This window comes from Methylobacterium durans, assembly GCF_003173715.1.
Classification (GTDB): Bacteria; Pseudomonadota; Alphaproteobacteria; order Rhizobiales; family Beijerinckiaceae; genus Methylobacterium; species Methylobacterium durans.
The window spans coordinates 5,311,591-5,325,607 of sequence record NZ_CP029550.1; the positions used below are offsets into that span (position 1 = coordinate 5,311,591).

Genomic DNA, 14,017 nt, shown 5'->3' on the forward strand with positions numbered 1-14,017 from the left:
GTCCTCGGTTTCGTTGCGTGGGGTTCCGGCTCGTGCTGACGGGCCGGTTGACTTGCCCGTCAACGTTTCGGGAGCCGAAAAAGCTGCACGCCGCCCGAGCCTCGGTTGCAAGCGGCGTCGACCGGATTCGCGCGGTCAGAAGCGCAGAGCACGACGCCCTGCCATCCGCCCGCGATCTAAAATGTCTCGCGACACGGCTCCGCCACCTCGGTGCGGACGCTTCTCGGGGCAGGCAGGCAGCGGCGGCTCGCTGCAAGAGCTTGCCGCAACCGGTGCAAGCGCCTGTCCTGTCGCGGCGCCGCACGTCCCGAGAGCGGTCACCGCGAAGGTCGCCGTTGGATCGAACCGGGGGATGAAGCCCGTGGCGCCCGAAGCCTATCGGTCCGATGGGACGCGATCAATTCAGCGCGACGGGATCGACCTCGTTCAGGAAGGCGCCGACCTCGCGGAAGAACTGCATGCGGTTCTTCTCCATCATCACCGTATGCGTGCCCTCGCCAAGCTCGACGAAGCGCTTGTAGGGCGTGGCGGTGAGGTGCGCGAAATATTCCTGGGCCTGGTAGCTCGGCAGATCCGCATCCCATTCCGCGTGGATCACCAGAGTCGGCACGCGGATCAGGCCAGGATCGTAGAGCGGCTTGCCGGCCTGCCAATATTCCTGGGAATCCGCGATGATGCCGTTGGGTGCGCGCAGCGCGGGCGGGCTCTGCGCGGCGCCGACAGGGTCCGTCGCCCAGGTCGCATCCGCCCATTGCTCGAACCAACCGGCTGGGATCAGGTCGGCCCTCTTGCTCTCCGGCACACCCTTGAGCCAGCGATCCTTCGCGCTGTCCCGCGAGACGCTGCGATAGGCGCCGAGCGGACCGGCATTGCCGAGGTTCGGGGGGGCCTTGGCAAGCCATTGCGGCGCGTAGAGCACCAGCCGGTTCACCTTGTCATTGTTCTGGCTGGTGTAGAGGCCCATCGTCGAGGTGCCCCATGACCAGCCCATCAGGTTGAGCTTGTCCGCGTTGCGCCGCGTCAGGATGGCGTCGACCGCACTGCTGACGGCACGCGCTGCGTCGGCGGTGCGCATGAACGGCGCGTTGTCCTGCGCGGGCGCGCTCATCTGCGCCGGCCGGTCGGAGAAGCCGTAGCCGGGCAGGTCGACCAAGTAGACGTCGTAGCCCTGGTCCGCGAGGTAATCCATCATCGAGAGCCCGTTGAGGGGCAGATCGAACGACGTCGAAGCCGGATAGGTCGCTCCGTGAACGTAGAGGAGGATCTTCTCGGCCGGAAACGCGCTCATGCCGGCCGCATGCTTATTCCGAACGTAGAGTCCGATGCCAGGATCCTGCGTCGGGACGCGGAAGCTCTCGGTCTCGATGGGCTCGCGTCCCGTCGGCTTGGAGGGGTCCTGCTCGGCCGCCCAGGCGGCCAGATGGGGCACGCTTGGCAGCGTGGCGCCGAATGTGACGGCCGCGAGGCTGAGCAGGGCTTGGCGTTTCGTCGATGTTCTCTGCATCGTCGTCTCCCGACCGCTGGCACAGCGGACGAGAGTTTGAAGCACCTCGCTCCGCACGCGGCAATGCAGGGTGCGCCGGCCTATGCCCGAACGCATCACAACGCTCGCCAAGCGTCAGATCAGAGCGGAGGGACGGATCGATCGGCTCGGGGCAATGTGCCCCGTCCGGTGCGCGGAAATCGCGCTAACGACGGAAGCGGCCGCCGCCTCCGCGGAACCCGCGGCCGCCGTGGAAGCCGCCAGCGCGGAAGCCGGCGGCGCGCCGCCCGTAGACCGCGCCGCCACGATAGCCGCGCCCACCATAGACCCGCCGACCATAATATCCGCCGCGATACCCGTAGGCGCCGCGTCCGTAGACGACGCCACCGCGGTAGCCGTAACCGTAGCGGGGGCCGTAATAGCCACCGTAGTAGTTCGGACGGCAGGCTCCGTAGGGCCCGCGGTGGAAACCGGGTCCGCAGCCTCCCGCAGCCTCGGCCGTTCCCACGCCGACACCGCCCGTCTCGATCCGGCCCATCCCGAGGAGAGCCCCGAACACGAGGGCAGCCAGCATCGTCAGCCGCAAGGGTTTCATCGCGATCACTCCAGCCGTTACCGGAGCCGGCGGGACACAAGGCCAACCCGGCGATGTATCCACATCGGATCCAACGCACGCGAGCGCGTGCTTCGCCAGCCGGCATGTTGAGCGCGGATCGCAGCAGTGTCACCCATGTAACCGTAACAGAGTGGACACTCGTCTCGCGATCGGCCGAGGATCGGCCGATCGCGTTGCGACGACTGGATCCGCCGGGATCAGCCGTTCGATGTCCGCTATTGCCGGTCTCCCCGCGAACGGCAGGGCCGAGCAACATTTTCGCACCGGCGCAGGAGGACCGGACGGCGTCCGGGACCGCCGCGCCGCTCGGTCCCAGCTGGGAGGGCTGTCGATGGCTCGTCTGGCCGCACGATCGAGGCGCCCGCCGCTTCTCGGCCTCCTGACTGCCGTCCCGCTCCTGGCCGCCGTCGCGCTCCTGGCGATTGTCGCGCTCCCTGCCGCCGCCCTCGGCCAGCCCGCCGATCCGCTGCCATCCTGGCGCGAGGGAGCCGTGAAGCGGGCGCTCGTCGACTTCGTCGGGCGCGTCACCCGCGAGGGCGGCCCGGATTTCGTCCCATTGGCCGAGCGCGTCGCCGTCTTCGACAACGACGGCACCCTCTGGACGGAGCAGCCCGTCTACGTCCAGGCCGCCTTCGCCCTCGATCGGATCAGGGCGCTCGCGCCCGAGCATCCGGAATGGACGCACACGCAGCCGTTCAGGGGGGTCATCGAGGGTGATGGGCACGCCGTCGCGGCTGCCGGCGAGAAGGGCGTGGTCCAGATCCTGGCCGCCACGCATGCCGGCATGACCACGGACGCGTTCGGCCAGCTCGTCGGCGACTGGCTGCAGACCGCCCGCCATCCGCGGTTCGACCGGCCCTACGACACTCTCGTCTACCAACCGATGCTCGAGCTTCTCGGCCATCTGCGCGCCAGCGGGTTCAAGACCTTCATCGTCTCCGGCGGCGGGGCCGAGTTCATGCGCGTCTTCGCGGAGCGGGCCTACGGGATCCCGCCCGAGCAGGCGGTCGGCTCGTCCGGCGCGACCCGGTTCGAGGCGAAGGCGGGCGGCATGCCCGCGCTGGTCAAGGAACCGACGATCGAGTTCGTGGACGACGGACCCGGCAAGCCGTCCGGCATCAACCGCTTCATCGGGCGCCGTCCGATCCTCGCCTTCGGCAATTCGGACGGCGACCTGCAGATGCTGGAATGGACCGCTGGCGGTGCGGGCCCACGCTTCCTCGGCCTCGTCCAACACACCGATGCCGAGCGCGAATACGCCTACGACCGGCAGTCTCGTGTCGGGCGCCTCGACAGGGCCCTCGACGAGGCCGCGGGGCGGGGCTGGAGCATCGTCGACATGAGCCGGGACTGGGCGGTGATCTTCCCCCCTGTGCCGGGGGGCGAGCGATGACGGACGCGCCGATCATCGCTCGCGCGGCTGCGGCTCCGGGCCCGATGCCGGGCATGGTCCGTCTGCCCGGGGGCGTCTTCGGCATGGGCTCGGACCAGCACTATCCGGAGGAAGCCCCGGTCCACCGCGTCGAGGTCGATGGATTCTGGATCGACCGCACCCCAGTGACCAACGCCGAGTTCCGCGTCTTCGTCCGCGCCACCGGCTACGTGACGATGGCCGAGCGGCGGCCGGACCCGAAGGACTATCCGGGCGCGCTGCCGCACATGCTGCAGCCCGGCTCGCTGGTGTTCAAGCCGCCCAAGGGACCGGTCGACCTGCGGGACTGGAGCGCGTGGTGGCGCTTCAAGTTCGGCGTGCACTGGCGGCGGCCCAACGGGCCCGGCTCCTCCATCGCCGGGCTCGACGAGCATCCGGTGGTGCACGTCGCCTACGCGGATGCCGCCGCCTTCGCGGCCTGGGCCGGCAAGGACCTGCCGACCGAGGCCGAATGGGAATACGCCGCGCGGGGCGGCCTCGACGGGGCCGCGTACGCCTGGGGGGACGAACTCACGCCCGGCGGCCGGCACATGGCCAATACCTGGCAAGGCGCCTTCCCGCACGAGAACCGGGCCGAGGACGGCTACGAGCGCACGTCCCCCGTCACCGCCTTCCCGCCGAACGGCTACGGACTACACGACATGATCGGCAATGTCTGGGAGTGGACGAGCGACTTCTTCGCGCCGCGGCACCCCGGCGAGGCCCCGAAGGCCTGCTGCGTCCCTCAGAACCCGCGCGGCGGGCGGGAGGACGAGAGCTACGACCCCGCCCAGCCCGCGATCCGGATCCCGCGACGGGTGGTGAAGGGCGGCTCGCACCTGTGCGCGCCGAACTATTGCCGCCGCTACCGGCCGGCCGCGCGCCACCCACACCCGGTCGACACCTCCACCAGCCACATCGGCTTCCGTTGCGTCAAAAGGAGAGAGCCATGAGCGATCCCGTGCTGCCGAACGAGGCTTCCGGCGAGGCCGCGTCGCCGGATTGCGCGGCCGGCGCGACGGCCGGTCCCGAGCACGAGCTGGCGGCTCAGCCCGCGCGCCTGAGCCGCCGCAACCTGCTTCTGGCCGGCACGACGCTCGCCGCAGCGGCCAATCTCACGTCGGCGCGGCCGGTGGCGGCACAAGCCCAGCCGGCGCCCGCCGCAGGAACCGCCGGCGGGACCGCCGCCCCTGGCAAGCCGAACATCCTCATGATCATGGGCGACGACATCGGGTGGTTCAATCCGAGCATCTATCATCGCGGCATCATGGGATACCGGACTCCGAACGTCGATCGGATCGGGACCGAGGGCGCGATGTTCACCGACTGGTACGGCGAGCAGAGCTGCACCGCGGGCCGCGCCGCCTTCATCACCGGGCAGTCGCCCATCCAAACCGGCCTGACGAAGGTCGGCCTTCCCGGCGCCGATATCGGCCTGCGGCCCGAGGATCCGAGCGTCGCCGAGTTTCTCAAGGCGCTCGGCTACGCGACCGGGCAATTCGGCAAGAACCATCTCGGCGACAAGGACGAGTTCCTCCCGACCAACCACGGCTTCGACGAGTTCCTCGGCAACCTCTACCACCTGAACGCCGAGGAGGAGCCTGAGAACCCGGACTATCCCAAGAACCCGGAATTCCGGAAGCGCTTCGGCCCGCGCGGGGTGATCCGCTCGTCGGCCGACGGCAAGATCGAGGATACCGGCCCGCTGACCAAGAAGCGGATGGAGACCATCGACGAGGAGACGACGGCGGCCGCCCTCGACTTCATCGACCGCCAGCAGAAGGCGGGCAAGCCCTGGTTCTGCTACTTCAACTCGACCCGGATGCACGTCAACACGCACCTGAAGGCGGAGTCGGACGGCAGGACCGGCAAGGGCCTCTATCCCGACGGCATGGTCGAGCACGACGGCCATGTCGGGCAATTGCTCAAGAAGCTCGACGATCTCGGCGTCGCGCAGAACACCATCGTCGTCTACACGACCGACAACGGGGCCGAGGTGATGACGTGGCCCGACGGCGGCACCACGCCGTTCCGCGGCGAGAAGGCGACCAACTGGGAGGGCGGCTTCCGGGTGCCGACGCTGATCCGCTGGCCCGGCGTGATCAAGCCCGGCACGATCCACAACGAGATGTTCTCGCACTACGACCTGATACCGACCTTCTGCGCCGCAGGAGGCGAGCCCGACATCGTGGCCAAGTGCCTGAAGGGCTACCAAGCCGGCGGCAAGACCTTCAAGGTCCACCTCGACGGCTACAACCTGATGCCGTTCTTCCAGGGAAGCGCGAAGGAGGGACCTCGGCGGGAGTTCATCTACTGGAATGACGACGGCGCCCTCGTCGCGGTGCGCGTCGGCGACTGGAAGGTCGTGTTCAAGGCGCAGGAGCACGAGGGTATCGATGTCTGGCGCCGCGAGTTCACCAATCTGCGCGCGCCGAAGCTATTCAACCTGCGGGCCGATCCCTTTGAGCGCGGGGACAGCTCGATCGAGTACGAAAAGTGGTTCTTCGATCGCGCCTTCGTGGTCGTGCCGACGCAGGCCGTCGTGGCGAAGTGGCTCGAGAGCTTCAAAGAGTTCCCGATCCGGCAGAAGCCCGCGAGCTTCAACCTCGACGAGGTCATGGCGAGGCTGAACGCGCCGCAGGGGAGCCGGTAGCGCCGTCGATCGGGCGACAGGCCCGAACCTACGCGTGAAGCCGGATGCCGATGAGCGTCGTCGGCAGGCATCCTGGCGCACGGTGCGAGGTCATCACGTTGGCGCGCGCCCGTGGTCGCAAGAAAATCAGCGGGGCGGCGGCTTGCCGGACCCACTGTTGCTTTGCGGACATACTCCCACAGGAAGCCACTGACATAGACTTTACATGCGACGACACAGGAAGTCTTCTGATCACGTTCCCTGTCCTGCTGTTCGCAAGGTCGGGAACCGTACCCGGGGGCGTCAGCATGCGATCGTCCGTGCGTCGGTTCGTCCGAGGCTTCGCCCTGGGCGGGATGCTTCTCTCCGTTCCCGCCGCCCACGCGGCCGAAGGTGGCCTCAGCTTCTACATCGAGGGACAATCCGTACCGCTCGGCGGCATCGTGCCGCCACCCGGCCTCTACTTCGACAGCACGGCCTACTTCTACAACGGCCGGATCGGCGGCAACCGGCAGACCCAGCTCGGCGGCAACGTCATCGCCGACGCCAAGGTGAACCTGTGGGCCGACTTCGTGACCGCGCTCTGGGTCACGCCGGTCGAGATCGGCGGCGGCAGCCTCGCCGTCGCCTTCGTGATGCCGTTCGGCGAGCCGGCCGTGCGCGCGGGCGTCCTCCTCAACGGCCCCCTCGTGAACCAAGCGTTCGGCCGGCCGGTCGGCGCGTCGGTGGGTGATGCCACCCTCAATCCCGGCGACCCCATTGTCTCGGCGAGCCTCGGCTGGCACGCCGGCAACTGGCACTGGAAGCTTGCGGGCGTGCTCAGCATCCCGGGTGGCGGCTACGAGCCGGGTCAGCTCTCGAACATCGCCCTGAACCGCTACATCGGCGACGTCTCGGCCGCGGCGACCTACCTCGACCCGGCGGTCGGCATCGAGCTGTCCGCCGCGGCCGGCTTCACCTTCAACGGCAGGAACCCGGCGACGCAATACGTGACCGGCACCGAGTTCCACGTCGACGTCTCGGCCTCGAAATACCTCTCCAAGGAAGTCTCTGTCGGCATCATCGCCTCGCACTACCAGCAGATCACGGGCGACAGCGGACCGGGTGCCCGGCTCGGACAGTTCAAGGGCCGGGTCACGGCGGTCGGCGGCACGATCGGCGTGACCGGGGCGTTCGGCAAGGTGCCGGTCACCACACGGTTGAAGGTGCTGCGCGAGGTCGAGGTGGAAAACCGCTTCCAGGGCACCATCGGCTTCCTGGAGGTCTCGTTCCCGCTCTGGGTCCCGCCGCCCAAGGCCGCGCCGGAGCCGACCCCCTTGGTGACGAAGTCCTGAGGGGAGGGCGCACCGGCTCGGCGTGGCGGCGCACCGCGAGCGCCGCGGACGCGTCCCGGCCGCCGCGCCAGGCTGTCACGGTTACACGGCTGACAAGGTCGCCGGCGCGTCCATAATCCGGGCGGGAGCGCACCGGCATGGTCCAGGACGAGGGCGAGCGCGCGGAGGGAGGCGCAGGACCGGCGGCACGGGCCGCCATCCTCGACCTGCAGGCCCGCGTCAACCGGGACATCATCGGCCAGGAGCGCGTCGTCGAGCGGCTCGTCATCGCTCTCCTGGCGGACGGCAACGTGCTGCTCGAGGGCCTGCCGGGGCTGGCCAAGACCCGGGCGATCAAGAGCCTGTCGAAGAACCTGGAAAGCGATTTCGGCCGCATCCAGTTCACCCCGGACCTGCTCCCGTCCGACGTGACGGGCGGCGAGATCCTGCGCAGCGACGGCCAGTTCGAGTTTCGCAAAGGGCCGATCTTCGGCAACCTCGTGCTGGCCGACGAGATCAACCGCGCGCCCGCCAAGGTGCAGTCCACGCTCCTGGAGGCGATGGAGGAGCGGCACGTCACCGTCGCCGGCAAGCGCTACGACTTGCCGCCGATCTTCATGGTGCTCGCCACCCAGAACCCCATCGAGCAGGAGGGCACCTATCCGCTGCCCGAGGCGCAGATGGACCGGTTCCTGATGCACGTCCGGATCGACTACCCGTCCGACGCCGACGAGGTGAAGGTCCTCAAGCTGGTCCGTTCGGAGCGGGTCACCACCGGTATGCCCGCCGACAGGCCGCCGAAGATCCCGCAGCGGACGATCGTCGCCGCCCGCGCCGAGATCGACCGCGTGACGACGAAGGAGGCCGTCGAGGCCTACATCGTCGGCCTCGTCGCGGCGACGCGCCGTCCCGCCGAGTTCGGCGACAAGCTGAAGGCCTGGATCGCCATCGGCGCCAGCCCGCGCGGCTCGCTCGCCCTCGACCGCTGCGCGCGCGTGAATGCCTGGCTGAAGGGGCGCGACTTCGTCACGCCGGAGGACGTGCAGGCGGTGGCGCACGATTGCCTCCGGCACCGCGTCTCGCTCAGCTACGAGGCGGGCGCGGACGGCGTGACGCCGGACGGGGTCCTCGACGAGGTGGTGAGGCAGGTCGCGGTGGCGGCCTGATCCCGGGGTGGGTCATGGCGCGGTTGAGGGAGCGAGCGCAGCACGACGGAGCCGGCGGTCCAGCCGAGCGCGAGGCGCGCGCCTTCGTCACGCGCGACGCGCTGATGCGGCTGCGGCACAGGGCCCGGGTCTTCAGCTTCCTGCCGCGGCAGCCCGTGCACAGCCTGCTCTCGGGCCGGCACGCCTCCCGCCTGCGCGGACGTGGGCTGAACTTCGAGGAGTTGCGCCACTATTCCGAGGGCGACGACACCCGCACCATCGACTGGCTGGCGACGGCCCGGCTCGGCACGCCGCACGTGCGGGTCTACTCGGAGGAGCGCGACCGGCCCGTCCTCCTCGTCACCGACCAGCGCAGCGCGATGTTCTTCGGCAGCCGCCGGGCGATGAAGTCGGTCGTGGCCGCGGAGGCGGCGGCCCTCGCGGCGTGGCGCGTCACCGCGCTCGGCGACCGGGTCGGGGCGATCGTGTTCGGCGACCGCGACATGGTCTCGGTCCGTCCAGAGGCCCGCGACGCCGGGGCCGTGCGGGTCATCGCGGAGGTCGCGCGGCAGAACGGGACCCTCGCGGCCGGCGCTCCCCTGCCGGGCGCCGAGGGGCAGCTCAACGAGGCCCTGCGTCGGGCCGAGCGCATGGCCACGCACGACTGGCTCGTCTGCCTGATCACCGACGCGGCCGGCGAGGACGCGGAAACGGCGCGCCTCGTCACCCGGCTGACGGCCCACAACGACGTCCTGGCGATCCACATCCACGACCCGCTGGAACGGGAGCTTCCGGACGTGGGGCGGGCAATCTTCAGCTCGGGAGAGGCGCAGATCGAGGTCGATTCCTCCTCCGCGAGCCTGCGCCGGCGCTATGCGGAGGAGCGGGCCGCCTGGCGCGCGCGCCTGACCGGATTGTCGCGGCGGCGCGCCATCCCGGTCCTGGGCCTCTCCACCGACCGGGACGCCGCCAGCCAGTTGCGGGAGCTGATCGGCAAGCGGACCGAACGGCGGGCGGCTTCTGCGAGTGGAGCGCGCGATGGCTGACGATCCCGGAAGCCTTGCCAACCTGCGGGATCTGGCCGTGCCGGACCCCGTCGCGCTCTGGCCGCCGGCGCCGGGAATCTGGATCGTCGCGGCGGGCCTCGCCGCAACCGGGGCGCTCTGGCTGCGGGACGCGATGCGGCGGCGTCGGGCCGACGCCTATCGCCGCGCGGCCCTGGCCGAACTCGACAGGATCGCAGGATCGCCTCGGCTGGACGGGGGCGTGGAGCGGATCTCGGCCGTGATGAAGCGGGCCGCGCTCGCCGCCTATCCGCGCGCGGACGTCGCCTCCCTGACCGGCGGCGCCTGGGCGGGGTTCGTCGTGGCCGTGGGCGGCCAGAACGTCGATGCCGGTCTGATGCGGGCGCTGCTGACCGGAGCCTTCGGCGGCCGCGATCCGGATGCCGTCGACCTGCGGCGGCTGATCGATCAGGCCCGCACATGGGTCCGCGATCATCGCGTCCCGGACACGCCGGAGGAACCGCGGCGATGCTGACCGTCGCCTATCCCTGGCTCGCCCTGCTGGCACCGCTGCCGTTCCTGGTCCGGTGGCTGCTGCCGCCCCATCCGACCATGCGCGCCGGGCTGCGCGTGCCCTTCTTCGCGAGGCTGGTCGCCCTGACGGGACAGCAGCCCCATCGGGGCGGGGTCGTGGCCGCGCGAAGCCTCCCGCGCCTCGCGATGCTGGGTCTCTGCTGGGGATCGGTCCTGGGGGCGCTGATGCGACCTCAATGGATCGAGCCGCCGCTGCATCGCGACGAGCCCACGCGCGACCTCCTGCTGCTCGTCGATCTCTCGGGGTCGATGGACACGCGAGACTTCGTCGATCCCGCCGGCCGCACGGTCGACCGCCTCACGGCCGTGAAGGGGGTGCTCGACGATTTCCTGTCGCGCCGCCGGGGCGACCGCGCCGGCATCGTCGTGTTCGGCGACGCGCCCTTCGCCCTCGTGCCCTTCACCACGGACCTCGACCTCTGCCGCGCGATGCTGCGCGACACGGTCGTCGGCATGGCGGGACCCCGCACGGCGCTGGGCGACGCCATCGCACTCGGGATCGCCCTGTTCGGGCGCAGCACGGTGGCGGCGAAGACCATCATCGCGTTGACGGACGGCAACGACACGGCGAGCCAGGTGCCGCCCTCCGAGGCGGCGGGCGTGGCGAGGGACAAGGGCATCGTCATACACGCCGTCGCCATCGGCGATCCGGCGACGGCGGGCGAGGACAAGCTCGACGAGAGGGCTCTCCAGGACGCGGCCGCGACGACCGGCGGAGGCTATTTCCGCGCCCTCGACCGGGCCGGATTGGAGCAGATCTACGCGCGCCTGGACGCGATCGAGACGCGCCGGATCGATACGGTCACGGTCCGGCCCAAACGCGACGTCTTCTGGATTCCGCTGGCGGCGGCCCTCGTGGCGTCGATGCTCGCGCAAGCCCTTCGCCTGCTCGTGCAGGAATTCGGACGCCCCCTGGCCGGGCGCGGACCGAGGACCGCTCCATGATGGAGGCCGTCTCCGCCTTCCACTTCGAGCGGCCGGCTTGGCTGCTGCTGCTCCTGCCTGCACTCGCGCTCTGGCTCCTGCAACGGCGGATCTCGGACGCGAGCGAGTGCTGGCGCCGCGTCATCGATCCCGTTCTGCTGCGGCATCTGCTCGTCGGACGCGAGCAGCCATCCCGGGCGACGCCGAACGCGCTGTTCCTCCTCGGCTCGATCCTCGGAACGATTGCCGTCGCCGGGCCGGCCTGGGAGCTCGAACCGTCACCCTTCGCCGATGCCAAGCCGCCGGCCATGATCGTCCTCAGGGTCACGCCCTCGATGACGACGGACGACCTGGCGCCGACCCGGCTCGACCGGGCGCGCCAGAAGCTGTCCGACCTGCTCGGCCTCCGCGAGGGCGCGGCGACGGGCCTGATCGCCTATTCGGGGACCAGCCATCTGGTCCTGCCGCCGACCCCGACGGTTCCGTCGTCCTGGACCTCGCCAAGGCCCTCTCGCCCGGGATCATGCCGAAGGAGGGCGACGACCTCGCCGACGCGGTGGCGCTCGCCGACATCGTCCTCCGGGGCCATCGGCGCGGCGGCTCGATCCTGGTGATGGCCGATGCCGTGACGGGCGAGCAGGTCGCCCGCCTCGCCAGCGCGACCCACCCCGCGACGATCCTGGCCCTGCTGCCGCCGGACCGGGATCCGGGGGGCCTCGCGGAGGCGGCGCGAGCGCTCCGCGCGGATCTCGTGACGACCACGCTGTCCCAGGACGACGTCGAAGCGATCGCCCGGCGGCTCGACCGGGCCGGCCGGATCGCGGAAGTCGCCGGCGAGGGGCAGCACTGGGTGGAGGCAGGCTACTGGCTTACGCCGCTCCTCGCCCTTCTGACGCTGCTGTGGTTCCGCCGCGGATGGGTGCTGGCATGATCCGCTCCCGCAGCCTCCTCTCCCGTCCCTACGCCCTCGTCTGGCTGGCCGTCCTCCTGGCCCTCGGCCTTGCCGCCGTCCGGGTCGGCTGGGCCAACCTGCTTCTCACGCCCGACCAGCGCGGCCACGCCCTGATGGCGCACGACGCGCCGGGCGAGGCGGCAGCCGCCTTCCGCGATCCGCTCTGGCACGGCGTGGCCCTGTTCCGGGCAGGCGACTTCAAGGGCGCCGCGCAGGCCTTCGGCGGGATCGAAACGGCGGACGGGGCCTACGACCAGGGCAATGCCCTCGTCATGCTGGGCCGGTACGACGAGGCGGCGGCGCGCTACGATCGCGCGCTGGTGCTGCGCCCCGGCTGGGCCGACGCCGAGGCGAACCGCGCCATCGCCCGCATCCGGGCCGAGCGGGTCCGCCAGGAGGGCGGCGAGACCGGCGACACGGAGAGCAGTCCCGACGCGATCGTCTTCGACAAGGCCAGGAAGGGCGGGACCGACACCGTCGTCCAGGGCGAGGCGAGGCCGATGTCCGACGAGGCCGTCCGCGCCCTGTGGCTGAGGCGCGTCCAGACGCGGCCGGCCGATTTCCTCAAGGTGAAGTTCGCCTACCAGCTTCAGGCGGCCTCCGCGGCCGCCACGGGCCCGCGTCCGAAGACGAAGCCGTGAGGTGGTCGATCCTCGCCGCCCTGTGCGTTCTGGCCGGTCGGGCGGCTGCCGACGAGGTCGTGGTCCGGACCTCCCTCGACCCGCCCGGCGGCAGCGTCGTCGGGCAGCCCGTCCGCCTGCATGTGGACGTGCTCTTCCCCGACGCCATGCCGCGGCCGCCACGCGTCAGGCTCGGCGACACGCCCGGCGCACAGACCCTCCGCTTCGAGACGCAGGCCGTCACCCTGCGCGAGGCGATCGGCGGGCGCTCCTATGTCGGGCAGCAATTCGAGTTCGTCGTCTTCCCCCGGCGCGGCGGCACCATCGAAATCCCGGCCGCCGAGATTACGCTCATCGACGCGGCCGGCACTTCCGTCGGGGCAGCGAGGGGCGATCCGCAACGCATCGCCGTCACGGTCCCGCCGGGCATCGATGCGTCCGGCCCGGTCATTGCCGCCACCGCGGTGACGGTGTCGCAGAGCTGGGAGCCGGGTCCGGACGGGGCGCATCTCAAGCCCGGCGGCGCTCTGGTCCGCAGCGTGCGGCGCCAGGCCGCCGAGGTGCCCGCCATGGGCATGCCGGATCTCGCCTTCTCGGCGCCGGACGGTGTCCGCCTCTACCGCGACGCGCCCCGCGCCGCGGACCGGATCAACCGCGGCGCCGTCACCGGCGAGCGCATCGACCGGGTGACCTACGTCTTCGAGAAGCCGGGCGCCTACGACCTCCCGCCCATCGTGCAACCCTGGTGGGACCTCGGCGGACGGCAGGCCCGCGCCGAGACGCTCCCGGGCATCCGGGCTTCCGTGACGGCCCCTCCCTCCGAGGCTCCGCGCCGACAGGGCCGGTCCGCGGCTTGGGCCTGGGTTGCGGGATCGGCCGCCGCGGGCGTTCTCCTGCTCGGCATCCTGTCCGGGCGCCTTCGAGGCCGGTGGCCCGCGCGCTGGCGTCGCTGGCGGACGGACCGTTCCGCGTCCGAGGCGGCCCGCCCGGTCGGAACTCTGCCGGGTGGCCCGGACCGGTGACGCGCGGGCGACCTATGCGGCCCTGACGACCTGGCTGTGCCGCCTGCCGCCCGACGCCCGCCGGCGGGTCCGCGCGGATCCGCGGCTCGCGCCGCCGATCCAGCAGCTCGAGCGCGCCCTATTCAGAGGGGATGACGACTGGTCGGTCGAGCAGGGCCGTTCGCTGCGCGACGCCGTCGCGGATGTTCACCGCGACCTGAAGCGAGACCCCGTCCGCACGCATCCACCCGACCTGCCGCCGCTCAATCCGCCCCTGCCTGCGTTCCCGGCGGATCGATCAGGACGTTGAGCCGTCTCCCCG

15 protein-coding genes are annotated in these 14,017 nt (G+C 70.9%); 13 read left to right on the plus strand and 2 right to left on the minus strand.

Annotation, left to right across the window (positions count from 1 at the left end):
• Positions 1-397: 397 nt before the first annotated feature.
• Both DK389_RS24455 and DK389_RS24460 read right to left on the minus strand, forming a co-directional pair.
• A complete protein-coding gene (locus DK389_RS24455) occupies positions 398-1,504 on the minus strand; it encodes an alpha/beta hydrolase (RefSeq protein ID WP_109893506.1) in 1,107 nt (368 codons plus the stop codon).
• A gap of 184 nt (positions 1,505-1,688) precedes the next feature.
• Positions 1,689-2,078, minus strand: a complete 390-nt coding sequence (locus tag DK389_RS24460; protein ID WP_418291968.1) for a GCG_CRPN prefix-to-repeats domain-containing protein — start codon at positions 2,076-2,078, stop codon at positions 1,689-1,691.
• A gap of 352 nt (positions 2,079-2,430) precedes the next feature.
• Here DK389_RS24460 and DK389_RS24465 point away from each other — a divergent pair, with 352 nt between their 5' ends.
• The 13 genes from DK389_RS24465 to DK389_RS34550 all read left to right on the plus strand — a co-directional run bounded on the left by DK389_RS24465 (position 2,431) and on the right by DK389_RS34550 (position 14,005).
• Complete coding sequence (locus DK389_RS24465; protein WP_109893508.1) at positions 2,431-3,492, plus strand: HAD family hydrolase; 1,062 nt, start codon at positions 2,431-2,433, stop codon at positions 3,490-3,492.
• Positions 3,493-3,545: 53 nt separating this feature from the next.
• Positions 3,546-4,463 carry a formylglycine-generating enzyme family protein gene (locus DK389_RS24470; RefSeq protein ID WP_418291969.1) on the plus strand — a complete coding sequence of 306 codons (918 nt, stop codon included), beginning with the start codon at positions 3,546-3,548 and terminating at the stop codon, positions 4,461-4,463.
• Positions 4,460-6,163 carry an arylsulfatase gene (locus tag DK389_RS24475; RefSeq protein WP_109893512.1) on the plus strand — a complete coding sequence of 568 codons (1,704 nt, stop codon included), beginning with the start codon at positions 4,460-4,462 and terminating at the stop codon, positions 6,161-6,163. The genes DK389_RS24470 and DK389_RS24475 overlap by 4 nt, the downstream gene beginning before the upstream one ends.
• Positions 6,164-6,462: 299 nt before the next feature.
• Positions 6,463-7,476 carry a SphA family protein gene (locus DK389_RS24480; RefSeq protein WP_236960336.1) on the plus strand — a complete coding sequence of 338 codons (1,014 nt, stop codon included), beginning with the start codon at positions 6,463-6,465 and terminating at the stop codon, positions 7,474-7,476.
• 137 nt (positions 7,477-7,613) lie between these two features.
• Positions 7,614-8,621 (plus strand): AAA family ATPase, encoded by a 1,008-nt coding sequence (locus DK389_RS24485; RefSeq protein WP_109893516.1) that lies wholly within the window; start codon positions 7,614-7,616, stop codon positions 8,619-8,621.
• A gap of 14 nt (positions 8,622-8,635) precedes the next feature.
• Entirely contained in the window at positions 8,636-9,646 is a 1,011-nt protein-coding gene (locus DK389_RS24490; RefSeq protein WP_109893518.1) for a DUF58 domain-containing protein, read from the plus strand.
• Positions 9,639-10,139: a DUF4381 domain-containing protein gene (locus DK389_RS24495; RefSeq protein ID WP_109896818.1), complete on the plus strand. Its 501-nt coding sequence runs from the start codon at positions 9,639-9,641 to the stop codon at positions 10,137-10,139. The genes DK389_RS24490 and DK389_RS24495 overlap by 8 nt, the downstream gene beginning before the upstream one ends.
• Positions 10,133-11,143: a VWA domain-containing protein gene (locus DK389_RS24500; RefSeq protein ID WP_109893520.1), complete on the plus strand. Its 1,011-nt coding sequence runs from the start codon at positions 10,133-10,135 to the stop codon at positions 11,141-11,143. Before DK389_RS24495 ends, DK389_RS24500 begins: the two co-directional genes overlap by 7 nt.
• Positions 11,140-11,736 carry a vWA domain-containing protein gene (locus tag DK389_RS24505; protein ID WP_236960337.1) on the plus strand — a complete coding sequence of 199 codons (597 nt, stop codon included), beginning with the start codon at positions 11,140-11,142 and terminating at the stop codon, positions 11,734-11,736. The genes DK389_RS24500 and DK389_RS24505 overlap by 4 nt, the downstream gene beginning before the upstream one ends.
• Positions 11,736-12,053, plus strand: a complete 318-nt coding sequence (locus DK389_RS34545; protein WP_236960338.1) for a hypothetical protein — start codon at positions 11,736-11,738, stop codon at positions 12,051-12,053. The genes DK389_RS24505 and DK389_RS34545 overlap by 1 nt, the downstream gene beginning before the upstream one ends.
• Entirely contained in the window at positions 12,050-12,715 is a 666-nt protein-coding gene (locus tag DK389_RS24510) for a tetratricopeptide repeat protein (RefSeq protein ID WP_109893522.1), read from the plus strand. The genes DK389_RS34545 and DK389_RS24510 overlap by 4 nt, the downstream gene beginning before the upstream one ends.
• A complete protein-coding gene (locus tag DK389_RS24515; protein WP_236960339.1) occupies positions 12,712-13,716 on the plus strand; it encodes a BatD family protein in 1,005 nt (334 codons plus the stop codon). The genes DK389_RS24510 and DK389_RS24515 overlap by 4 nt, the downstream gene beginning before the upstream one ends.
• The gene (locus DK389_RS34550; RefSeq protein ID WP_236960341.1) at positions 13,700-14,005 is read left to right on the plus strand and encodes a hypothetical protein; all 306 of its coding nucleotides are present in this window, start codon (positions 13,700-13,702) and stop codon (positions 14,003-14,005) included. The genes DK389_RS24515 and DK389_RS34550 overlap by 17 nt, the downstream gene beginning before the upstream one ends.
• Positions 14,006-14,017 lie beyond the last annotated feature (12 nt).